Origin of the sequence: Prosthecodimorpha hirschii, assembly GCF_001305515.1 — a bacterium.
GTDB lineage: Bacteria > Pseudomonadota > Alphaproteobacteria > Rhizobiales > Ancalomicrobiaceae > Prosthecodimorpha > Prosthecodimorpha hirschii.
Map to the genome: position 1 here is coordinate 2,879,061 of NZ_LJYW01000001.1, position 22,830 is coordinate 2,901,890.

The window sequence follows — 22,830 nt, forward strand, 5'->3', positions numbered from 1 at the left end:
GAGCGTGACGGCATGGTGAAGCGGGCAGCCGGTCCCTTGATGCAGGCGATCCGGCTCGACCGGACCTCGGAACTGGCCCTGCCGGTCCAGATCGGCGACGCCCTGCGCGAACTGGTGCTGTCCGGCGCACTGACGGCCGGCGACCGCCTGCCGGCGACCCGGACGCTGGCGCGCGAACTCGGCGTCGCGCGGGCGACGCTGGTCGAGTGCTTCGAGCGTCTGGCCGCGGAGGGCATCCTGGAGACCCGGATCGGCGACGGCACCTATGTCAGCGCCGCGGTCGGGGCGGAGCGGCCGCGCCAGGTCGCCGTTCTGACGCCGGGGGCCGCGCGGCCGGCCAGGCTCGCCCGTTCGATGGCCCTGGCGGCCTCCGAATTCACGCCGCGCCTGACCCACCAGCCGCGGCCCTTCACCACCGCCATGCCGTCCTTCGACGACTTCCCGATGGCGCAATGGGCGCGGCTCTCCGCCAAGCATTGGCGCAAGGCCCGCCACCAGGTGCTCGGCTATCCGGACCCGCACGGCCATGCTCCGCTGCGCAAGGCGATCGCGGCGCATCTGCGCTTCGATCGCGGCATCGAATGCGATTGGCGCTCGATCCTGATCGTGGCCGGCGCGCAGGATGCCTTCCAGCTGATCGCCGCGGCGCTGATCGATCCCGGCGATCCGGTCTGGTTCGAGAATCCCGGCGCGATCGGGGCGCGCAATTCCTTCGTGCTGCGCGGGGCCCGGCTGGTGCCGGTCCCGGTCGACGACAACGGCCTCGTGGTCGAGGCCGGCCTCGCCCGGGAGCGGAATTTCCGGCTCGCCTTCGTCACCCCATCGCATCAGCAGCCGCTCGGCGCGACGCTGTCGCTCGACCGCCGTCTGGCGCTCCTCAATGCCGCCGAGGCGGCGGACGGCTGGATCGTCGAGGACGACTGGGACGGGGAATTCCGCCTGTCGGGCCAGCCGCTGCCGACCCTGAAGGGCATCGATCGCGGCGGGCGGGTGATCTATGTCGGCAGCTTCTCGAAATCGCTGTTCCCGGCGTTGCGGCTCGGCTTCATGCTGCCGCCGCCCTCCCTCGCCGATGCGCTCGCCCTCAGCCTGGAGGCCTTCTCGCCGGGCGTGCCGACCGTGGTGCAGGCCGTGGTGGCGGATTTCCTCGCCGAGGGCCATTTCGCCACCCATGTCCGGCGCATGCGCCGCATCTACGCGGAGCGCTATCGGGCCCTGAGTGCGGCGCTGGCCGGCCCGCTCGCCCGTTGGATGGACCCGGTGCCGACCACCACGGGCCTGCACACGGTCGCCTTCCTGAAGCCAGGCCTGTCGGCGGCGCGGCTGGCGCGGGCGGCCGACAAGCGCGGCCTGACGGTGGCGCCGATCGACCGGTTCTGCGTCGAGCCGATCGGCCGGGAGGGCGTGGTGCTCGGTTTCAGCGGCTTCACGCCGGCCCAGATCGGACACGCGACTGTCACACTGGCTGAGTCTCTGGCTGATATCGAGGCCGATGGCGTTCGCTCCGACATGCGGGCGGGCGCCGGGATTGGTCTGCCTGATTGGCCATAATGGACCTGCCGAACAGACCAATCCCTTCATACTGTTCCAATCCGTCGGCCAGCTCGGCGCTGGCGTGCGGACCGAGGGAGAGACACATGAAGAGCTTCCAGCGTTTGCTCGCCGCGACGGCGGGCCTCGCCCTGCTGGCCATCGCCCACCCGGCCGAAGCCGAGACGCTTCGCCTCCTGACCTGGGGCGACTATGCGCCCGAGGCGGTCATCAAGAAGTTCAAGGCCGAGACCGGCATCGACGTCGAGGTCACGATCTCCAACAACGAGGACATGATCTCCAAGCTGCGCGCCACCGGTGGCGCCGGCTTCGATCTCGCCCAGCCGAGCCAGGACCGCATCACCGGCCCGCAGACCGAATTCGGCATCTACAAGCCGATGGACCTGTCGAAGATCAAGGCCGAGCTGTTCATCCCCGAACTGCTCGAGGCCGCCAAGAAGAACACCGCCGTCGACGGCAAGGTCTATGGCGTCGCCCATCTCTGGGGCACCTCCGGCATGGTGGTCGACCGCGCCAAGGCGCCGGACATCAAGACCTTCGCGGATCTGTGCAAGCCCGAATACAAGGGCAAGGTCTCGATGCGCCTGAAGCGCACCGCCCTGCTCGGCATGGCCTTCGCGGCCGGCGACGATCCCTTCGCGGCCTATTCGGACAAGGCCAAGTACCAGGCCATCATCGAGAAGGCCGGCCAGAAGCTGGCCGACTGCAAGCCCAACGTGAAGGCCTACTGGACCGGGTCCGACCAGCTCCTCGGCATGATCCGCTCCGGCGAGATCGTCGCCTCCGAGGCCTGGGATTCGACCGGCTTCAAGCTCAACGGCGAGAATGCGTCGATCAACTTCGTCGCGCCCTCGACCGGCGCGCTCGGCTGGATCGACACCTTCGCGCTGCCGGCCAAGGGCAAGAACGACGAAGCCGCCTACAAGTGGATCAACTTCGTCATGAAGCCCGAGATCGCCGCGCAGATCGTGGAATCCTCGGGCAGCTTCTCGGCCTCGAAGGGCTCGGACGCGCTCGTCTCGGAGAAGCTGCGCAAGTCCTTCCAGGAGGCCTTCCCGGCCTCGGTGATCGCCAACATCAAGTGGTTCCCGGCGATCCCGGCGGGCCTCGAAGAGATGGAAGGCAAGATCCTGGACCGCGTCTCGGCCAAGTGAGGCCGTTCGCGTTTCCGCGCTGACACCCTGCCCGTCCGGCCAGCCGGACGGGCCCCTTCATCCGGCGGCCGGGACGCCCATGTCGATCGATCTCGAAGTCCGCACCGTCTCGAAGCGCTTCGGCCGCTTCACCGCCGTGCACGACGTCTCCCTGCAGGTGCCGAAAGGCTCCTTCTTCTCGATCCTGGGGCCGTCCGGCTGCGGCAAGACCACGCTGATGCGCATGATCGCCGGCTTCGAGCAGCCGAGCGCCGGCGACATCCTGATCAACGGCGCCTCGGTGCTGGCGACGCCGCCGAACCGGCGGCCGGTCAACATGGTGTTCCAGCATCTCGCCCTGTTCCCGATGATGACGGTCGCTGGCAATGTCGGCTACGGCCTGCGCCGCCGCGGCCTGCCGCGCGAGGACATCGCCCGCAAGGTCGACGCCGTGCTGGCCCGGGTCGGGCTCGCCACGGCCGGGCCGAAGCGCATCGACCAGCTCTCCGGCGGCCAGAAGCAGCGCGTCGCCATCGCCCGCTGCATGGTGCTGGAGCCGACCGTGCTCCTGCTCGACGAACCGCTCGGCGCGCTGGATCTGAAGCTGCGCGAGCACATGAAGGTCGAGCTGAAGCAGCTGCAGCATCAGTTCGGCACCACCTTCGTCTACATCACCCACGACCAGTCCGAGGCGCTGGTCATGTCCGACCAGGTCGCGGTGATGAATGGCGGCCGCTTCGAGCAGGTCGGCACCCCGCAGGACCTCTACTATCGCCCGTCGAGCGCCTTCGTGGCCGGCTTCGTCGGCGACAGCCAGCGCTGGATGGCGACCGTCACGGCGGCCGACGCCGGCCGCTTGAGGGTCCGCACGGACTCCGGCCTGACGATCGCCGCGACGGCGGCCGAGGGAGCATCGATCGCCGTCGGCGCCCGGGTCGAGATCTTCGTGCGGCCCGAGGCGATCGTGCTGGAGCCCGGCGGGTCGCCCGCCCGCAGCGCCGAGGACGGCGTCAACCAATTCGACGGGTCCGTGGACAGCCTGCTCTTCAACGGAGCGGCCAGTCGGACCCTGGTCACGGTCGCGGCGGCCGCGGCTCCGGGACAGCGCGACACGCTCGCGGTCGCCTTGCCGGCCGGCCTGCCGACCGGCGGCCTGGCCCCGGGCGAGGCGGTCCGGCTGCGCTTCCCGGCCGACCGCGCCATCGCCTTTGCGGCGCCTTCCGGCGCGGCGCCTTCCGGCGCGGCGCCTTCCAGCGCGGCATCGGAGACGGCGTCGTGAGCGCCCCGGCGTCCATCCCGGTCGACCCGCGCCGAGATGGGCGCCGGCTGGCGTTGCTGCTGGTCGCGACGCCCTTCGTGCTCTGGATCCTCCTGATCGTCGTCATCCCGCATGTCGACCTCCTGCTGATCTCGCTGCACGAGAAGGTCGCCCCGCGCGTCTTCAAGACGGGCATCCGCAACTATGTCGAGTTCTTCGGCGAGCCGGTCTATGTCCAGGCCCTGGTCCGCACCGTGGCGATGTCGCTGCTGGCGACCGCGCTGACGCTGGTGATCGCCTTTCCGGTCGCCTACTACATCGCCAAATTGGCGCGCGGCCGCGCCCGGACGGCGCTGTTCATGGCCTGCCTGCTGCCCTTCTGGGTCAGCGAACTGGTCCGCGTCTTCGGCTGGATGATGATCCTGCGCGAGACGGGCCTGCTCTCCAACCTGCTCATCTGGGCCGGCATCACCGCCGGGCCGGTCGAATTCCTCTACAACGACGTGGTCGTGATGATCGGCCTCGTCTACACCTCGCTCCTGTTCATGGTCGTGCCGCTGATCTCCGCGCTCGACAGCCTCGACGACAGCCTGATCGAGGCCGGCTACGATCTCGGCGGCAATGCCGTCTCGATCCTGCGCGAGGTGGTCGTGCCGCACGCCATGCCGGGCATCGTCGCCGGATCGATCGTGGTCTTCATGCTGACGCTCGGCAACTACCTGACCCCGACGCTGCTCGGCGGCAAGTCGAGCCAGTGGTTCACGGCGCAGATCTACACGCAGTTCATCACGCGCTTCAATTGGGAGGTCGGCTCCGCCTTCGGCTTCGTGCTGCTGGCGACCTCGAGCCTGATCGTCTGGATCGGCCTGCGGCTGACCGGCCAGTCCCTGTCGTCGACGCTGGGGCGCTAGACCATGCTGCGCACCCTGCCCCGCTCGCCCGTCGTCGATGCCGCCTACAAGGCCTATGTCGGCCTGTTCCTGATCTATCTGGCCCTGCCGCTGATCGTCGTCGCCGTCTTCGCCTTCAACGATTCGCTGTTTCCGGCGCTGCCCTGGCGCGGCTTCACGCTGGACTGGTTCGTCGGCACGACGGACCCCAAGCTCGGCCTGCTCCAGGATCGCAACATCCTGCGCGGCATCGGCAATTCGGTGCTGGTCGCGATCGCCACCACGGCCGTCTCGATCCTGGTCGGCACCACCACCGCCTTCCTGTTCGAGCGGCACGACTTCCCCTTCAAGAGCTTCGCCTATCTGATGATGCTGGCGCCGCTCGTCATCCCCGGCGTGATCCTCGGCATCTCGATCCTGGCCTTCTCGTCGACCGTCGCCAACGCGCTCGACGACCGCTTCGGCTGGGAGGTGGCGGCCCTCCGGCCCGGCCTCCTGCTGGTCGTGCTCGGCCAGTTCTCCTTCATCGCCACCATCGCCACGCTGGTGATCGCCGCCCGTCTGCGCAAGTTCGACCGGGCGCTGGAGGAGGCCGCCTTCGATCTCGGCGCGACCCCGGCCGCCGCCTTCCTGACCGTGACGCTGCCCTATCTGGCCCCGGCGCTGATCGGCGCCGGTCTGGTCGCCTTCCTGATCTCGTTCGAGAATTTCAACACGACGCTGATGCTGGTCGGGTCCGACCCGCCGCTGACGATCACCATGTTCGACCGCATGAAACAGGGCTCGACGCCGGTCCTGAACGCGGTCTCGCTGTTCCTGATGGTCGGGTCTGGCCTGATCGGCCTGATCTCGGTCATGGTCCAGCGCGACCGCGGCGAGGGCCGCGCCGGCTGACGGGGTTCCGATGGAAAACTATGACTGGATCGTGGTCGGCGCGGGCTCGGCCGGATGCGTCGTGGCCGGACGGCTGGCGGAAGCCGGTCGCGGCCGCATCCTGGTGCTGGAGGCCGGTCCGCGCGACCTGAGCCCCTGGATCCATCTGCCGATCGGCTACGGCAAGACCTTCTATGCGCCGCGGCTGAACTGGATGTACCGCACCGAACCCGTGCCGGGCCTGGACGGCCGCGTCGTCTATCAGCCGCGCGGCAAGGTGGTCGGCGGATCGAGCTCGATCAACGCCATGGTCTGGTCGCGCGGGCAGGCGGAGGATTTCGACGGCTGGGCGGCGGCCGGCAATCCCGGCTGGTCCGGCGCCGACGTGCTGGCCGCCTACCGGCGCATGGAGGACCATGCGCTCGGCGCCTCCGACTGGCACGGCGCCGGCGGCCCGGTCCACATCTCCGACATTGCCGGCGAGTGCCACCCGCTGACCGCCCTGTTCGTCCGCGCCGGACTTGAGGCCGGGCTGCGACCCAATCCGGACCTGAACGGCGCCACCACCGAGGGCGTCGGCCACTACCAGATCACCACCCGCAACGGCCGTCGCGTGTCGGCCGCCACCGCCTATCTGAAGCCCGCCCTGAAGACCGGCCGCGTCCGGCTGGTTACCGGCGCGCTGGCCGAACGGATCCTGTTCGAAGGCCACCGCGCCGTCGGCATCCGCTACCGGCGCGGCGGGCGGGTGCACGAGGCGCGGGCCGGCGGCGGCGTCATCCTGACGGCCGGCGCCTTCAACTCGCCGCAACTGCTGCAACTGTCGGGGATCGGTCCGGCCGACCTGCTCGCCCGGCACGGCATCGCGCCGCGCGTCGACAGACCCGCCGTCGGACGGCACCTGCAGGACCATCTCTGCTACGACCATGTCTACCGGGCGCGCCGTCCGAGCCTGAACGACGACCTGCTGCCGCTGATCGGCCAGATCCGCGCCGGGCTCGCCTATCTGTTCGGCCGGCGCGGGCCGCTGTCGCTGAGCGTCAACCAGGGCGGCGGCTTCTTCCGCACCCGCGCCGATCTCGACCGGCCCGACATGCAGCTCTATTTCTCGCCGCTCTCCTACGAACGGGCGCTTCCGGGCGTGCGCGCCCTGATGAAGCCCGACCCCTTCTCGGGCTTCTCGACCAGCGTTTCGCCCTGCCGGCCGACCAGCCGCGGCCATGTCGCGATCCGCTCCGCCGACCCGTCCGCGGCGCCGTCGATCGTGCCGAACTATCTCGACACCGAGGAGGATCGCACCACGATCCTGGCCGGTGCCCGCTTCCTGCGCCGGCTCGCCGCAACACCGACCTTCCGCGACCTGATCGCCGACGAACTGAAGCCCGGCCCGGACTGCGCCTCCGACGAGGCGCTGGCCGCCGACATCCGGGCGCGCGCCTATTCGGTCTTCCATCCCTGCGGCACCTGCCGGATGGGCCCGGACCCGGCCGATCATGTGGTCGGTCCGGATCTCAAGGTCCATGGCGTCGACGGACTGCGGGTCGCCGATGCCTCGATCTTTCCGACCGTCCCGTCCGGCAACACCAACGCCCCGGCCATGATGGTCGGCTGGATGGCGGCCGACCGAATCCTGGCCGAAACGGCGGCGCGCCGATAGGCGGCGGGTCGGATCAGTCGACCTCGATCCAGTCGCGGAACCGGAAGGTGTTGGCGAGCACTTCCGGCCGGGCATTGCCGAGCGCCAGGGTGCGGCGGCGCAGGTCGTCGAGCGCCTCGGCGCGGTCGGTCTTGGGCAGGCTGTCGGCCCGGAACGGCGTGCCGATCGTGACGCGCAGGTCGCGTCCCATCCGGCGCCGGGTTTCGTGGAAGATCAGGGCGACGCGCAGCGGATAGTTGAGGTGGCTGGCGACCTGGAACAGGCGCGAATTCTGGCCATGGAAGAACACCGGCACGACCAGCAGGTCCGGCACGGCGAGGAGCCGCGCGACGAAGACGTGCCAGGGATGCTCCAGCGCCGGCCCGCGCAGGGGACGCCCGGCCGTTGCGATGCCGCCGCCCGGGAAGATGCCGACGGCGTGGCCGTCGGTGAGCCACTCGATGGCGCGCTGGCGGGTCCGCACCGTGGTCAGGCGCGCCGCCGCGCTGCGATCGAAATCGACCGGCAGCAGGTAGGGCCGCGCTTCCGGCACCTGGCACAGCATGCTGTGCGTCATGATCTTCAGATCCGGCCGCACCTTGGTGGCGAGGCAGCCGAGGGTGAGGCCGTCGATGACGCCGAAGGGGTGGTTGGCCAGGAACAGCACCGGCCGGTCGGTCGGGATCTCGGCGAGCGGATGGCCGTCGAAGCGCGGTCGCACGCGCAGCAGATCGAGCGCCGCCTCGAAGAAGGATTTCGACCGGTCGCCGCTCGCCGCCCAGTCGCGATAGAGCCGCTCCAGCCGCGCCTGACCGGTCACGGCTTCGACCACGCGGATCAGCGCCCGGTCGAACGGCTTCTGCTCGGGTCTGGCATAGCTGAACCGGAAGTCTTCAGACGCCTCGGGGGAGAATACAGCAGCAGGATATTCGCTTTCGACTTCGATCATCATCGTCCGTCCGGCTAACTCTCCGAGAATGATCCGGTCTCGTGAAGCCCGTATGACGGCGCGGAGACGGAAACCCGGATTGGGCGGGGCGGACGGTGAAGGCGCTACGGCGGCGAAGCCGCTACGGCGGCGTAGACGCCCTACATGGTCGTCGTCATGCCGCCGTCGACGGCGATCTGCTGGCCGGTGACGTAGCTGCCGGCGCGCGAGGCGAGCATCAGGGCGACGCCGGCGATCTCCTCCGGCCTGGCCCAGCGCTTCAGCGCGGTGCGGTCGACGACGCGCTGCACGAAGGCGGCGTCGGCCATCAGCGGGCGGCTGAGGTCGGTCTCGACATAGCCGGGCGCGATGCAGTTGCAGGTGATGCCGTGCGGGCCGAGTTCGGCGGCGAGCGAACGGGTCAGGCCGGCGAGCCCGGCCTTGGAGGCGACATAGGCGTGGATGGTGGCGCGGCCGAGGATGCCGGTGATCGAACTCGTGAAGACGATCCGGCCGGAGCCCTGGCGCCGCATCGGCCCGGCCGCCGCCTGGGCCAGGAACAGGGCCGAGCGCAGGTTGGTGTCCAGGATCGCGTCCCAGGCCTCGACCGTCCAGTCGCCGAGCGCGGCCCGGCTGGTCGCCCCCGCATTGCCGACCAGAATGTCGAGCCGGCCGTGCCGCGCCACGATGGCGGCGACCGCCTGCGCGCCGGCGTCGGCGTCGGCGACATCGAACGGCGCGGTCTCGCAGGCGATCCCGGCCGCCTGCAGGGCCGCGGCACCGGCCGCGAGCGAGGCGGCCGAACGGGCATTGAGCACCACCGTGGCACCGGCCCGGCCGAGCGCCGACGCGATGGCGAAGCCGATGCCGCGCGAGGCGCCGGTGACCAGCGCGATCTGGCCGGTCAGGTCGAAATAGGTGGCCGGGGCGGGCGCGAGATCCTCGGGCGCGCTCATCCGACCGAGGCCTCCAGCCGGGCGCGCAGCTCCGCGGTCACCTCCGGCAGAATGCCGAACCAAGCCTGGAAGGCCGGGCGCGCCTGGTTGATCAGCATGCCGAGCCCGTTGACGGTCCGGTTGCCGCGCAGGCGGGCGGCGGCGAGGAGCGGCGTCTCGAGCGGGATATAGACGATGTCGGAGACCAGCGCGGCGACCGGCAGCCGGTCGAGCGCGAGATCCAACGCCGGCTGGCCGGTCATGCCCTGGGTGGTGGTGTTGACCAGCATGGCGGCATCGTCGAGGATCTCGGCGCGGCGCGACCAGTCGACCGCCCGCACGGGACCGCCATATTCGGCCGCCAGCGCGACGGCGCGATCGGCATTGCGGTTGACCAGCCGGATCTCCGGCGCGCCGGCATCGGCGAGCGCGGCGACCACCGCCCGGGCGCCGCCGCCGGCGCCGAGCACCACGATCGGGCCGGCATCGGCACGCCAGTCCGGGAAGCGCTCGCGGACGCTTTCGAGATAGCCGAAGCCGTCATTGTTGCAGCCGTAGAGCGAGCCGTCCGGCCGGACCACGACGCAGTTGATCGCGCCGATGCGCCGGGCGCGCGGGTCGACCTCGTCCATCACCGCCATGGCGGCGACCTTGTGGGGCAGCGTGATGTTGCAGCCGGAGAAGCCGAGCGCCGGCAGCGCCCGCAGCGCCGCCTCCAGCCGCTCGGGCGGGATCGCCAGCGGCACATAGGCGCCTTTCAGGCCGTACTGGGCGAACCAGTGGCCGTGGATCATCGGCGAGCGCGAATGGATCACCGGCTGGCCCATCACGCCGGCCAACCAGAACCGTTCCTGAGCGGTCATCGGGTTCCTTTCGAGACGGGTCAGAGCGCGGCGAGGATCGCGGCGATGCCGATGGCGGCGATCTCCTCGTCCTCGGCATCGGTCAGGCCGGACACCGCGACCGCACCGGCCACGGCCCCGTCGACCAGGACCGGCAGGCCGCCGCCCCAGCCGACATAGCGGGGGTCGCCGTAATAGGCGATGTCGAAGCCGGTCTCCGGATGGCGGACGCGACGGCCGGTCTCGCCCGACGGCCGACGCAGACGGGCGGCCGAGAAGGCCTTGTTGGTGGCGACCGCGACCGAACTCAGCGGCGCGCCGTCCAGGCGCAGCAGCGCGATCGGCTCGCCGTGATCGTCGGCGACCGCCAGCACGGCGGTCTTGCCGCGATCGGCGAGGGCCGCCCGCATGGCGTCGAGCGCGACGCGCGCATCGGCATCGGACAGGGTCTTGGCGAGGCGCATGGACGGGGTCCTATCGGGAGGGGGATGCGGGTGCCGCGCCGGCGGGGCCGGCCGGGCCGGATGCGGCGCCGCCCGGGCCGAGCGTTCCGCCGGGGCCGGCCGCGCGACCCGGCGGCTTGCGCCGGCGTTCGGCGATCAGCGCGACCGCGCCGACCAGGCCTTTCGGGCAGAAAGCCATCAGAAGCACCACCAGCGTCGCATAGATCAGGAGGTAGTAGCCCTGCGTGAAGCGCAGCCATTCGGGCAGCAGGATCTCGATCATCGCGCCGAAGAAGGGGCCGATGAAATAGCCGGCGCCGCCGACCAGCACGATCAGCAGGAGCTTCAGCGAATAGGTCAGCTGGAACGAATTCGGCTCGATGAACTGCACCAGCGGCGCATAGAGGGCGCCGGCGAAGCCGCCATAGGCCGAGCCGATCGCGAAGGCCATCAGCGTGTAGCGGCGCACGTCGATGCCGAGCGAGGCGGCGCGCAGCGGGTTCTCGCGGATCGCCACGAAGGCGCGGCCCCAGGGCGAGCGCAGCATCCACCATTGCAGTCCGGCGAACAAGGCCAGCATGCCGAGCGCGAAATAGTAGAAGTCCGGGTTGCGGTTGGTCGACAGGCCGAACACCTTCGGCCGGGCGATGTCGTTGATGCCGTAGATGCCGTTGGTCAGCCATTGCTCGTTGCGCAGCACCAGGAAGACCAGCGTCGAGAAGGCGAGCGTTACGAAAGCCAGGAAATGGTGCTGCACCCGCAGCGCCGGGTAGCCGAGGCACCAGCCGACCGCGAAGGTGATCAGCCCGGCGCCCAGGAAGGCGACGAAATAGGGAACGCCGGCCGCGGTCGCGAGCGCGACCGTATAGGCGCCGATGCCGACGAAGGCGCCCTGGGCGAGCGAGATCTGACCGGCATAGCCGAGCGTCAGGTTGAGGCCGAGCGCCGCGATGGTGGTCACCGACCACAGGGCCAGCAGATAGACGCCGTAGGAGCGCAGCATGGTCGGGGCGGCGATCAGCAGCCCGACGGCGACCAGGACGGCGAGAAGGCCGAGGATGCGGGCGAGGCTCATACGGTCCGCTCCTCGACGCGGCCCATCAGGCCCTGCGGGCGGAACAGGATGAACAGGACGAGCAGGATCAGCGGCACGGCGGAGCGGTACTGGGCCGACATGTAGGCGGCGCACAGATTGTCGAGCACGCCGAGCAGGATGCCGCCCGCCATGGCGCCGCGCGCCTGGTTGAAGCCGCCGATGATCGCGGCCACGAAGGCGGCGAGGCCGAGCGTCTCGCCATTGGTGAACTTGGCCAGATAGATCGGGCTGATCAGGATCGACGCGATCGCGCACAGGACCGCATTGACCAGGAAGGTGGTCAGGATCATGCGCTCGACATCGATGCCGAGGATGCGCGCCACCGTCGGATTCTGGGCGGTCGCCTGCATCATGCGGCCGAAGCGGGTGTGTTGCAGGAAGACGTGCAGGGCGGCGACGATCGCCACCGCGACCACCAGCAAGGCCAGGCTCTGGGCCGAGAAGACGACCCCGAACAGGGAGATGTCGCGATCGGCGACCAGCGACGGAAACGGCTGCGCCTGCGAGGAATAGAAGTCCTTCACCGCCTCGCGCATGAACAGCGACAAGGCGATCGTGGAGACGACCAGCGGCAGCACGCCGTGGCGCAGCATCTGGTCGACGATGATGCGCTTGAAGAGCAGGCCGAGCACCAGCGCGGCGGCCGCGATCCCGACGATGGCCGACGCCCAGAAGGGCAGTCCGAGCGCATGCATGGCGACCAGCACGAAGAAGGCCGGCACCATGACGAATTCGCCCTGCGCGAAATTGATCGTCTGCGAGGTCTGCCAGAGGAGCGAGAAGCCGACCGCCACCAGCGCATAGATGGCGCCGGTCGCCAGGCCGGAGACGAGCAATTGCAGGAATGAGGCCATGGTCGGGTCCCTGGCGCGGAGCGCGGACGGCGGCACGGGCGGGTGGCGGATAGCCGGGCAGGCGGGCGCGAACAGCCGGCAGATCGGCCGCGCGGCGCGGCGGCTGTCGTCGGCGCGTCCGGCCACCGCAGCCACCGGGGCCCCGAACGGGCCCCGGCGGAGGCCGGTCAGGTCACTTGTTCAGCTTGGGCAGGACTTCGACGATCTTCTGCTTGCCGGCGACGACCTCGCCCAGGAAGCTCGCCCGGTCGATGTCGCCGTTCTTGTCCCAGGTCGCTTCCATCAGGATGCCCGGTTCCTTGTCGGGCGTGATGGTCATGCCGTGCAGCGCTTCCGCGAAGGCCTTGCTGTCGAACTTGCCGAGCTTCTCGGTGACATGCTTGATCGCGTAGACGGCCACGTAGCCTTTGATGCCGTTGTGGTCGTTGGCATAGTTGAAGCGCTTCTTGAACTTCTCGGCGAAGGTCGCGAGCGCCGGGACCGGGGCGTCGGAGGACAGGCCGACATGGCCGCGCACGCCGTTGGCGGCCTCGCCGGCCAGTTCGATCACCTTCTGCGACAGAAGCGTGGTCTCGCCGATCAGCGCGCCCTTGAGCGACTGCTTGCGCGCCTCCTTCAGGAAGCGGGCGCTCTCCTCCTCGTTGGTGTAGACGAAGATCGCGTCCGCATTGGCGGCCTTCAGCTTGACCACGTCGGCGGCGAAGTCGACCTGGCCGGATTCGGTCGAGATGTCGGCGACGACCTTGATGTCGCGCGCCTGCATCTCCTTGGTGAAGTTGTCGCGGCCGCCCTTGCCGAAGTCGTTGTTGACCCACAGCACGGCGACCGACTTGGCCTTGAGGCCGTCGCGGATGTAGTTGGCGATCTTCGGCATCGAGAACTGCTGGCCGAACGAGGTGCGGAACACGAAGGCGTTGCCGCGCTGGGTGATCGCCGCCGCCTCGCCGCCGACGATCTCGGCGACCTCGTTCTGCTGGGCGAGCGCCATGGTCACCAGCACCGAGCCCGAGAAGACCGGCCCGAGGATGACATAGGGCTTGTCGTCCATCACCTTCTGCACCTGGGCGCGCGCGATGCTGGCGTCGCTCTGGGTGTCGAGATGCGGCACGTTGAGCTTCTTGCCGAGGATGCCGCCGGCCGCGTTGATCTCTTCGACGGCGAGCGTGATGCCGTCGCGCCAGTTGGTGCCCGACACCGCGCCGGCGCCGGACAGTTCCACGACATTGGGGATGAAGATCGTGTCGGCCGCACGCGCCGGCAGGCCGGCAGCCATCAGGACGCCGGCCAGCGCGATGCCGCCGAGCACGCCGCGACGCGCGGCGAAATGGGTCAGACCAAGCATGTTTACCTCCCGTCGGGCTTCGTCTGCCGGTGCCGGGACGAAGCGCCATTCTTGACCTTGCGGCCGCGCTCGAGGCACAGCCGAAGCGTCATTGCTAGCACGGCCGGGAGCCTATCGCGATGACCGTTTGATGCGGCAGACATAACATCATGTTACGGCTGGCGGGCTTCGGCCTCCATTTCCTCGCGCAGGAGCTTCAGGAACCGTTCGCCGTGGCGTGACAGCGGCCGGTCGGCCCGGACGGCGACGACCGGCTCGAACCGGGTCGGCTCGCGGATGCGCAGCACCCTGACGCCCGGCAGGTCGCCGCCGGCGACCGCGAACTGGTCGACGATGGCGATGCCGAGGCCGGAGCGGACGAGACCGGTGGTGGTCACGCCGAAGCGCACCGTCATGGTCATCTCGAAGGCGATGCCGGCACGCCGGAACATCTCCGTGGCGTTGCGGCCGTAGGGATCGTCCGGGCTGACGCCGACCAGCGGATGGCGGGCGATCTCCGCCGCGGAGACGACATCCTGCGCGGCGAGCGGATGGTCGCGCGCCACGATGCAGCGCAGGCTGCCGACGGCGAGCGGCACCATGGCGATGCCGGGATGCTCGAAGCCGTAGCTGAGCACGACCAGTTCGCAGCGGCCGAGCAGCAGATAGTCCTGCGCCTCCTGCACCTTGACGATGTCGAGGTCGATGGCGAGGTCCGGATAGTCGCCGCGCAACCGGTGCAGCGCGCGCGGCACCATGACGTTGGACATGGACGGCACCGAGGCGAGGCGGAAGTCGATGCCGCTGCCGCGCTCGATCCGGCGCAGGGTGGTCTGCAGATCCTCGACGCGGGCATAGACGGCGTTGATCTGTTCGAAGATGTCCTCGGCCTCGCGGGTCGGGAAATAGCGATTCTGCTTGCGCTCGAAAAGCTTCAGGTTGAGCGAACGCTCGGTGTATTTCATCAGGCGGCTGATACCGGGCGCCGAGACGCCGAGCAGCTTGGCCGCCCCCGCGACCGTGCCGGCGATCGTCACCGCCCGGATGACCTCGATCTGGCGCAATGTCAGCACAGGCCGCCCCTCCCCCGGCCGCCCGCCGGACCGCCCGCCATCCTGCCGCAAGACGCGCCCGCCCGCCACGGCGGACGGCCGGTCGGTTGATACGGTGTGCCCGGTCGCCGGGTTTGCAGCCCCGTCGCCGAGCCGGCTTGCGGAGGGACCGGTCGATCCGCGATAGTCCGCGCAGGCGCCGTCGTCTCGGCGGCGGGCGGCGGCGGGAGCCGCGGCAATCGGCGGGCGGGAGCCGCGACGACCGGATGGCGGACCGATCCACTCTTCTCTGGCTGCAGGCGGGCAGCTGCGGCGGCTGCACCATGGCGGTGCTCGAATGCGGCGCGCGCGGCTGGTCGGCGGAGCTCGACGCGGTCGGCATCGATCTCGTCTGGCACCCCTCGGTCAGCCTCGCCACCGGCGCGGAGGTGATCGAGCGGCTGGAGCGGATCGAAAGCGGCGCCGAACCGCTCGACATCCTCTGCCTGGAAGGCGCGGTGCTGTGCGGCCCGAACGGCACCGGCCGGTTCAACCGCTTCGCCGGCACCGGCCGGACCATGCTCGACTGGGTGCGCGCGCTTGCCCCGCGCGCCGGCACGGTGGTGGCGGTCGGCTCCTGCGCGGCCTTCGGCGGCATACCGGCCGGCGATCCGGATCCGACCGACGCGCGCGGCCTGCAGCATACGGCGCGCGGCCCCGGCGGCGTGCTCGGCACCGAGTTCCGGTCACGGAGCGGCATGCCGGTGATCAACGTCTCCGGCTGCGCGCCGCATCCGGGCTGGATCATGGAGACGCTGGAGGCCGTCGCGGCCGGGCTGATCGGCCCGGCCGATCTCGACGCGCTCGGCCGGCCGCGCTTCTTCGCCGACCATCTCGCCCATCACGGCTGCAGCCGCAACGAGTTCTACGAGTTCAAGGCCAGCGCCGAACGCCCCTCCGATCGCGGCTGCATGATGGAGAATCTGGGCTGCAAGGCGACCCAGGCGGTCGGCGACTGCAATCAGCGCAGCTGGAACGGCGGCGGCACCTGCACGGACGGCGGCTATGCCTGCGTCGCCTGCACGGCGCCGGGCTTCGAGAATACCCGCGGCTTCCTGGCGACGCCGAAGATCGCCGGCATCCCGGTCGGCCTGCCGCTCGACATGCCCAAGGCCTGGTTCGTGGCGCTCGCCGCGCTCTCGAAATCGGCAACCCCGAAACGCGTGCGCGACAATGCCCGTGCCGACCGGCCGGTCGTGCCGCCGGGCCGGGGACCGGGCACGCGATGACGCGCACCATCGTCGGGCCGTTCAACCGGGTCGAAGGCGATCTCGAGGTCAGGCTCGAGAGCCACGACGGCGTCGTCCGCGAGGCGCGGGTGACGACGCCGCTCTATCGCGGCTTTGAGCAGATCCTGGTCGGACGGGCGCCGGCCGACGCGCTGGTGATCGCGCCGCGCATCTGCGGCATCTGCTCGGTCTCGCAGTCGATGGCGGCGGTGGCGGCTCTGCGCGCCGTGTCCGGCACGGTCGCGGCGCCGAACGGCGTGCTCGCCGCCAACATCGCCCATGCGGCCGAGAATATCGCCGACCACCTGACCCATTTCGCGGTCTTCTTCATGCCCGACTTCGCCCGGCCCGACTATGCCGGCGCCGCCTGGCACCCGGCCGCCGTCGAGCGTTTCGCCGCGGAGACCGGCGCGGCCTCGGCGGAGATCCTGCCGGTGCGCGCCCGGCTCCTGCATGTGATGGGGCTGATCGCCGGCAAGTGGCCGCACAGCCTCGCCTTCCAGCCGGGCGGAACGACCCGCGCGCTCGATCTCGGCGCGCGCATGCGGCTCGCCGGCACCTGGCGGGACTTCCGCGCGGCCTTCGAACGGATCGTGCTCGGCGGGCCGGTCGAGGATTTCCTGTCCATCGAGACCGCGGACGGGCTCGCCGCCTATGCCGAGGCCGGGCGGGCCGACCTGCCGCATTTCCTGCGCATCGCGGCGGCGACCGGCTGCGACCGGCTCGGCCGCGGCCCGGGGCCGCTGATGAGCTTCGGCGCCTATCACGGCGAGGACGGCGCGCTGTTCGCCGGCGGCGTGACCGAAGCCCAGGACGGCTGGCGGCCGCTCGACCCGGATCGGATCGCCGAGGACCTGTCGCATGCCTGGATGCAGGAGGGTCCCGCCCTGCATCCCGCCCGCGGCGAGACGCGGCCCGATGTCGACCGTCCGGACGGCTACAGCTTCGCCAAGGCGCCGCGGCTCGACGGACGGCCGGTCGAGGTCGGCGCGGTGGCGCGGCAGGCGGTCGACGGGCAGCCGCTGATCCGCGCGCTTTTGGAGCGCGACGGCGCCACCACGGTGACGACCCGCATCCTCGCCCGCATGGTCGAGACCGCGCGCCTGATCCTGGCCGTCGAGGGCTGGGTCCGGGCGCTCGACCTGCGCGAGGCCTTCTGCGCGCCCGAGACCGTGCGTTTCGGCGACGGCACCGGCGAGGGCCTGGTCGAGGCCGCCCGCGGCGCGCTCGGCCATTGGGTCGTGGTGCGCGGCGACCGCATCCAGCGCTACCAGATCGTCGCCCCGACGACCTGGAACTTCTCGCCGCGCGACGCAGACGGCCGGCCCGGCCCGCTCGAACAGGCCCTGGTCGGCACGCCGGTCGGCGACCAGCCGGGCCGCTCGGTGGCGGTGCAGCACGTCGTCCGGTCTTTCGATCCCTGCATGGTCTGCACCGCCCATTGAGGGCGGCCGGGTGGTCACTCGCTTTTCGCCAGTGGAAATGCAGTTTCCGGTCGGCGACCGCCCTGCCGGCGGCGCGATTCGGCAACCGATTGATTTTTAGAAACAATCAAAATTGACCCCCGTCCGGCACGGCTCTTGCGATCAGGCTTCCTGCCAACGAGCAGCCGAGAAAGGGAGGGGGGACGACATGGCAGCCGCCACCGAGACATTCTACGAGGTCATCCGCCGGCAGGGCATCACCCGCCGCAGCTTCGTGAAGTTCTGCAATCTGACCGCCGCGAGCCTCGGCCTCGGGCCGATCGCCGCCGCCGAGATGGCCGAGGCGCTGGAGACCAAGCCGCGCACGCCGGTCATCTGGATGCACGGGCTGGAATGCACCTGCTGCTCGGAAAGCTTCATCCGTTCGGCGCATCCGCTGGTCAAGGATGTCGTGCTGTCGATGATCTCGCTCGACTATGACGACACCATCATGGCGGCCGCCGGCCATCAGGCCGAGGCGATCCTCGAAGAGACCAAGCAGAAGTACAAGGGCCAGTACATCCTCGCCGTCGAGGGCAATCCGCCGCTCAACGAGGACGGCATGTTCTGCATCGACGGCGGCAAGCCCTTCGTCGAGAAGCTGAAATGGATGGCCGAGGACGCCATGGCGATCATCGCCTGGGGCGCCTGCGCCTCCTGGGGCTGCGTCCAGGCCGCCAAGCCGAACCCGACCCAGGCGACCCCGATCGACAAGGTGATCAAGAACAAGCCGATCATCAAGGTGCCGGGCTGCCCGCCGATCGCCGAGGTGATGACCGGCGTCGTCACCTACATCACCACCTTCGGGCGCCTGCCGGAGCTCGACCGGCAGGGCCGGCCGAAGATGTTCTATTCCCAGCGCATTCACGACAAGTGCTATCGCCGGCCGCATTTCGACGCCGGCCAGTTCGTCGAGAGCTGGGACGACGACGGCGCCCGCAAGGGCTACTGCCTCTACAAGATGGGCTGCAAGGGCCCGACCACCTACAACGCCTGCTCGACCACGCGCTGGAACGGCGGCGTCTCCTTCCCGATCCAGTCCGGCCACGGCTGCATCGGCTGCTCGGAAGAGGGCTTCTGGGACAAGGGCTCCTTCTACGACCGGCTGACCACCATCACGCAGTTCGGCGTCGAGCGGAACGCCGATCAGGTCGGCGGCGCGGTCGCCGGCGTGGTCGGCGCGGCGGTCGCGGTCCATGCCGCCGCCACGGCGGTCAAGCGTCTGACCGGGAAGCCGACCGAGAAGACGGACGCCTGAACGCGCCGGTGCCCGCAGCAGGCCTCGCCTGCGCCGGCGCACCCGAGCCGCACGCCGTCCGGCGGGCCCGAGGGCCCGCCCCCCAACGACAATCCGAGGAAAGCGCCGCCATGGGCATCCAGACTCCGAACGGTTACACGCTCGACAATTCGGGCAAGCGCGTCGTCGTCGACCCGGTCACCCGCATCGAAGGCCATATGCGCGTCGAGGTGAATGTCGACGACCAGAACGTCATCCGCAACGCCGTCTCGACCGGCACGATGTGGCGCGGCATCGAGGTCATCCTGAAGAACCGCGATCCGCGCGACGCCTGGGCCTTTACCGAGCGCATCTGCGGCGTCTGCACCGGCACCCACGCGCTGACCTCGGTCCGGGCGGTCGAGAACGCGCTCAAGATCGATATCCCTGAGAATGCCAACACGATCCGCAACATCATGCAGCTGACGCTGCAGGTGCACGATCATCTCGTTCATTTCTACCACCTGCACGCGCTCGACTGGGTCGACGTGGTCTCGGCGCTGTCGGCCGACCCGAAGGCGACCTCGGAGCTGGCGCAGTCGATCTCGTCCTGGCCGCTGTCCTCGCCGGGCTACTTCAAGGACCTGCAGGCCCGGCTGAAGAAATTCGTCGAGTCCGGGCAGCTCGGGCCGTTCAAGAACGGCTATTGGGGCCATCCGGCCTACAAGCTGCCGCCGGAAGCCAACCTGATGGCGGTCGCCCACTATCTGGAGGCGCTCGACTTCCAGAAGGAGATCGTCAAGATCCACACCATCTACGGCGGCAAGAACCCGCATCCGAACTGGCTGGTCGGCGGCGTGCCCTGCGCCATCAATGTCGACGGCACCGGCGCGGTCGGCGCGATCAACATGGAGCGGCTGAACCTCGTCTCCTCGATCATCGACCAGACTCTGGCCTTCTGCGAGCAGGTCTACCTGCCCGACGTGCAGGCGATCGGCAGCTTCTACAAGGACTGGCTGCATGGCGGCGGCCTGTCGGGCACCTCGGTGATGGCCTATGGCGACGTGCCGGAACATGCCAACGACTATTCGCCGAAGTCGCTCAAGATGCCGCATGGCGTCATCGTCAACGGCAACCTGAACGAAGTCTTCCCGATCGATCACGCCGATCCGGCGCAGATCCAGGAATACGTCACCCACAGCTGGTACAAGTATTCGGACGAGAGCAAGGGCCTGCATCCCTGGGACGGCGTCACCGAGCCCAACTACGTGCTCGGCCCGAAGGCCAAGGGCACCCGCACCAATATCGAAGAGCTCGACGAGGGCGGCAAATATTCCTGGATCAAGGCGCCGCGCTGGAAGGGACACGCGGTCGAGGTCGGCCCGCTCGCCCGCTACGTGGTCGGCTACGTCCAGAAGCGTCCGGAGTTCAAGGAGCCGACCGACCGCTTCCTGTCCGCGCTCGGCCTGCCGCTGACCGCGCTGTTCTCGACCCTCGGCCGCACCGCGGCGCGCGCGCTGGAATGCGTCTGGGCCGCGCAGCAGATGCGCTACTTCCAGGACAAGCTGATGGCCTCGATCAAGGCCGGCGACCTGTCGACCGCCAATACCGACAAGTGGAAGCCGGAATCCTGGCCGAAGGAGGCCAAGGGCGTCGGCTTCACCGAGGCGCCGCGCGGCGCGCTCGCCCACTGGATCAAGATCAAGGACGGCAAGATCGACAACTACCAGTGCGTCGTGCCGACCACCTGGAACGGTTCGCCGCGCGACCCGAAGGGCAATATCGGCGCCTTCGAGGCCTCGCTGATGAACACCCCGATGGCCGATCCCAAGCTGCCGCTCGAGATCCTGCGCACGATCCATTCCTTCGATCCGTGCCTGGCCTGCTCCACCCACGTCATGTCGGCCGACGGCCAGGACATGGCGACCGTCACCGTGCGCTAGAGGGAGGCGGCCATGAGCGTCACCTCCGACGACCGCAGCCGCGCCGTCCTGCGCGGCGTGATGGATGCCGACGACCACGTCATCGTCTCCGGCCCGTCGATCTACGTCTACGAGGCGCCGGTGCGCATCTGGCACTGGGCCAACGCGCTGGCGATCGTGGTCCTGGCCGTGACCGGCTACTTCATCGGCTCGCCGCTGCCCTCCATGCCCGGCGAGGCGTCCGACCACTTCCTGATGGGCTATATCCGCTTCGCCCATTTCTCCGCCGGCTACGTCCTGGCGATCGGCTTCCTGTGCCGCATCCTGTGGACCTTCTTCGGCAACCGGCATTCCCGGCAGATCTTCTACCTGCCGGTCTGGAGCGGCACCTGGTGGGCCGGCATCCTGCGCGAGCTGCGCTGGTACATGTTCCTGGAGAAGGAACCCTACAAGTATGTCGGGCACAACCCGCTCGCCCATGTCGCGATGTTCCTGATGTTCACGCTGTTCACGGCGTTCATGATCGTCACGGGCTTCGCGCTCTACTCGGAGGGCGCCGGCATCGACAGCTGGCAGGCCAAACTGTTCGGCTGGGTCTTCACCTACTTCCCGAACAGCCAGGACGTGCACACGCTGCACCATCTGGGCATGTGGGTGATCGTGGTGTTCGCCGTGATCCACATCTATGCGGCGATCCGCGAGGACATCATGTCCCGGCAGACCATGATCTCGACCATGATCTCCGGCGAGCGGCAGTTCCGCGACGAGCGGGAGGGCTGAGATGGGCACCGAGACGGGGCACGACGCGCAATCGCCGGCCGCCCGGGTGCTGGTCCTCGGCATCGGCAACATCCTGTGGGCCGACGAGGGCTTCGGCGTGCGCACCGTGGAGGCCTTCCACCGCCGCTTCGAGACAGGCGCCGAGGTCACCATCCTGGATGGCGGCACGCAGGGGCTCTACCTGGTCGACCACGTCGCCTCGCACGACCTGCTGCTGGTGTTCGACGCGATCGACTACGGGCTGGAGCCCGGCACGGTGCATCTCGTCCGGGACGCGGAGGTGCCGCGCTTCACCGGCAACAAGAAGATGAGCCTGCACCAGACCGGCTTCCAGGAGGTGCTCTCGGCCGCCGACCTGCTCGGCCGCTACCCGAACTCCCTGGCGTTGATCGGCTGCCAGCCGGTCGACCTGGAGGATTGGGGCGGGCCGCTGACCGGGCCGGTCGCCGCCGCGATCGCCCCGGCGCTGGACCTCGCCGTGGAGGTCCTGGCCGGCTGGGGCATCGCGGTCCGGCCCCGGACGGTCCCGCTGCCGCCGGAGCAGCAACTCCTCGGCAACGATATCGACCATGCCGCCTACGAGCGGACCCTGGCCGCGGGTTCCGCTCCGGCCGCCTGAAGCGCCGGTCGGCTGCGGCCGTTCGGGCGGCGCCGCCCGGCACCGGGTTCTGTCGATGCCTCAGAATGACGGCGTGCCCGATCCTGGCCCTGCCGGATCCGTGACGCGCCAACGAAACACTCCAGACGACGTTCCGAAGGGGGAACCGCCATGAACAACCGTCTTGCCGCCAAAGCCGTCCTAAGCCTGGGCCTGGGTCTGGCCCTCGTGCCGGGCGCCGCCCTGGCCCATACCGGCGTCATGCCGCACGACCATAGCGGCCTCGCGGCCGGCCTGATGCATCCGCTGTCCGGCATCGACCATCTGGCCGCCATGGTGGCGGTCGGGCTGTGGGCGGCCTCGCTCGGGCGCCGGGCGATGCTGATCGTCCCGGCCGCCTTCATGGCCGCCATGGTGGTGGGTGCCGGGATCGGCTGGGCGGGGATCGAACTCCCGGCCATCGAGCAGGTCATCGCCGGTTCGGTCGTGGTGCTCGGGCTGATCGCTACCCTGCAGCTGCGTGTCCCGACCGCAGCCGCTTCCGCGCTGGTCGCCCTGTTCGCGCTGTTCCACGGCCATGCCCATGGCGCCGAGATGCCCGAATTGGCCGGGCCTGTCGCCTATGGCCTCGGGTTCCTGATCGCCACCGCCGCCCTGCATGCCGGCGGTCTCGGTCTCGGCGTGATCGGTGCACGGGCCGGCGGCGCCTTCGCGCGCCTTCCCGGCGCCGCCGTGACCCTGACCGGCCTCGCCCTGTTCGCCGGCCTCTGA

At 69.7% G+C, this 22,830-nt stretch carries 21 protein-coding genes; 13 read left to right on the forward strand and 8 right to left on the reverse strand.

The annotated features are described in order from the left end of the window. Positions 1-12: 12 nt before the first annotated feature. The 6 genes from pdxR (at position 13) to ABB55_RS12615 (ending at position 7,362) form a co-directional block, all read left to right on the forward strand. Positions 13-1,551 (forward strand): MocR-like pyridoxine biosynthesis transcription factor PdxR, encoded by a 1,539-nt coding sequence (gene pdxR, locus ABB55_RS12590; protein ID WP_244472029.1) that lies wholly within the window; start codon positions 13-15, stop codon positions 1,549-1,551. Between the two features lie 86 nt (positions 1,552-1,637). Next, positions 1,638-2,705, forward strand: coding sequence for an extracellular solute-binding protein (locus tag ABB55_RS12595; protein ID WP_054359114.1), 1,068 nt, complete (start codon positions 1,638-1,640; stop codon positions 2,703-2,705). A 79-nt stretch (positions 2,706-2,784) separates the two neighbouring features. Beyond that, positions 2,785-3,963 carry an ABC transporter ATP-binding protein gene (locus ABB55_RS12600; protein ID WP_054359115.1) on the forward strand — a complete coding sequence of 393 codons (1,179 nt, stop codon included), beginning with the start codon at positions 2,785-2,787 and terminating at the stop codon, positions 3,961-3,963. Next, the gene (locus tag ABB55_RS12605) at positions 3,960-4,853 is read left to right on the forward strand and encodes an ABC transporter permease (RefSeq protein WP_244472030.1); all 894 of its coding nucleotides are present in this window, start codon (positions 3,960-3,962) and stop codon (positions 4,851-4,853) included. The genes ABB55_RS12600 and ABB55_RS12605 overlap by 4 nt, the downstream gene beginning before the upstream one ends. Before the next feature lie 3 nt (positions 4,854-4,856). After that, positions 4,857-5,726 carry an ABC transporter permease gene (locus ABB55_RS12610; RefSeq protein WP_054359116.1) on the forward strand — a complete coding sequence of 290 codons (870 nt, stop codon included), beginning with the start codon at positions 4,857-4,859 and terminating at the stop codon, positions 5,724-5,726. Positions 5,727-5,736: 10 nt separating this feature from the next. Beyond that, positions 5,737-7,362 carry a GMC family oxidoreductase gene (locus ABB55_RS12615; protein WP_054359117.1) on the forward strand — a complete coding sequence of 542 codons (1,626 nt, stop codon included), beginning with the start codon at positions 5,737-5,739 and terminating at the stop codon, positions 7,360-7,362. A gap of 13 nt (positions 7,363-7,375) precedes the next feature. Here the strand turns inward: ABB55_RS12615 and ABB55_RS12620 are convergent, their stop codons facing one another. The 8 genes from ABB55_RS12620 to ABB55_RS12655 all read right to left on the reverse strand — a co-directional run bounded on the left by ABB55_RS12620 (position 7,376) and on the right by ABB55_RS12655 (position 14,833). Further along, positions 7,376-8,293 (reverse strand): lysophospholipid acyltransferase family protein, encoded by a 918-nt coding sequence (locus tag ABB55_RS12620; RefSeq protein WP_054359118.1) that lies wholly within the window; start codon positions 8,291-8,293, stop codon positions 7,376-7,378. Between the two features lie 137 nt (positions 8,294-8,430). Then, positions 8,431-9,225, reverse strand: coding sequence for an SDR family NAD(P)-dependent oxidoreductase (locus ABB55_RS12625; protein ID WP_054359119.1), 795 nt, complete (start codon positions 9,223-9,225; stop codon positions 8,431-8,433). Further along, on the reverse strand, positions 9,222-10,067 hold the full coding sequence (locus tag ABB55_RS12630; RefSeq protein WP_054359120.1) for a shikimate dehydrogenase: 846 nt from the start codon (positions 10,065-10,067) through the stop codon (positions 9,222-9,224). Before ABB55_RS12630 ends, ABB55_RS12625 begins: the two co-directional genes overlap by 4 nt. 20 nt (positions 10,068-10,087) lie before the next feature. Next, positions 10,088-10,510, reverse strand: coding sequence for a GlcG/HbpS family heme-binding protein (locus ABB55_RS12635; RefSeq protein ID WP_054359121.1), 423 nt, complete (start codon positions 10,508-10,510; stop codon positions 10,088-10,090). A 10-nt stretch (positions 10,511-10,520) separates the two neighbouring features. Further along, positions 10,521-11,564: a branched-chain amino acid ABC transporter permease gene (locus tag ABB55_RS12640; RefSeq protein WP_083463573.1), complete on the reverse strand. Its 1,044-nt coding sequence runs from the start codon at positions 11,562-11,564 to the stop codon at positions 10,521-10,523. After that, positions 11,561-12,439 (reverse strand): branched-chain amino acid ABC transporter permease, encoded by an 879-nt coding sequence (locus tag ABB55_RS12645; RefSeq protein WP_054359122.1) that lies wholly within the window; start codon positions 12,437-12,439, stop codon positions 11,561-11,563. Before ABB55_RS12645 ends, ABB55_RS12640 begins: the two co-directional genes overlap by 4 nt. Positions 12,440-12,611: 172 nt before the next feature. Then, positions 12,612-13,781 carry an ABC transporter substrate-binding protein gene (locus ABB55_RS12650; protein ID WP_054359123.1) on the reverse strand — a complete coding sequence of 390 codons (1,170 nt, stop codon included), beginning with the start codon at positions 13,779-13,781 and terminating at the stop codon, positions 12,612-12,614. Positions 13,782-13,933: 152 nt separating this feature from the next. After that, a complete protein-coding gene (locus ABB55_RS12655) occupies positions 13,934-14,833 on the reverse strand; it encodes a LysR substrate-binding domain-containing protein (RefSeq protein ID WP_054359124.1) in 900 nt (299 codons plus the stop codon). A gap of 245 nt (positions 14,834-15,078) precedes the next feature. Between ABB55_RS12655 and ABB55_RS12660 the strand changes: the two genes are divergently transcribed. From ABB55_RS12660 to ABB55_RS12690, 7 genes are all read left to right on the forward strand, one after another. After that, positions 15,079-16,080, forward strand: a complete 1,002-nt coding sequence (locus ABB55_RS12660; RefSeq protein WP_054359125.1) for an NADH-quinone oxidoreductase subunit B family protein — start codon at positions 15,079-15,081, stop codon at positions 16,078-16,080. Further along, positions 16,077-17,525: a nickel-dependent hydrogenase large subunit gene (locus ABB55_RS12665; RefSeq protein WP_054359126.1), complete on the forward strand. Its 1,449-nt coding sequence runs from the start codon at positions 16,077-16,079 to the stop codon at positions 17,523-17,525. Before ABB55_RS12660 ends, ABB55_RS12665 begins: the two co-directional genes overlap by 4 nt. 187 nt (positions 17,526-17,712) lie before the next feature. Then, positions 17,713-18,801 (forward strand): hydrogenase small subunit, encoded by a 1,089-nt coding sequence (locus tag ABB55_RS12670; RefSeq protein ID WP_054359127.1) that lies wholly within the window; start codon positions 17,713-17,715, stop codon positions 18,799-18,801. A 110-nt stretch (positions 18,802-18,911) separates the two neighbouring features. Continuing rightward, complete coding sequence (locus ABB55_RS12675) at positions 18,912-20,702, forward strand: nickel-dependent hydrogenase large subunit (protein ID WP_054359128.1); 1,791 nt, start codon at positions 18,912-18,914, stop codon at positions 20,700-20,702. Between the two features lie 60 nt (positions 20,703-20,762). After that, positions 20,763-21,461 (forward strand): Ni/Fe-hydrogenase, b-type cytochrome subunit, encoded by a 699-nt coding sequence (cybH, locus tag ABB55_RS12680; RefSeq protein WP_054362026.1) that lies wholly within the window; start codon positions 20,763-20,765, stop codon positions 21,459-21,461. 1 nt (position 21,462) lies between these two features. Continuing rightward, on the forward strand, positions 21,463-22,080 hold the full coding sequence (locus ABB55_RS12685; protein ID WP_054359129.1) for a HyaD/HybD family hydrogenase maturation endopeptidase: 618 nt from the start codon (positions 21,463-21,465) through the stop codon (positions 22,078-22,080). A gap of 150 nt (positions 22,081-22,230) precedes the next feature. Beyond that, on the forward strand, positions 22,231-22,830 hold the full coding sequence (locus ABB55_RS12690; protein ID WP_054359130.1) for a HupE/UreJ family protein: 600 nt from the start codon (positions 22,231-22,233) through the stop codon (positions 22,828-22,830).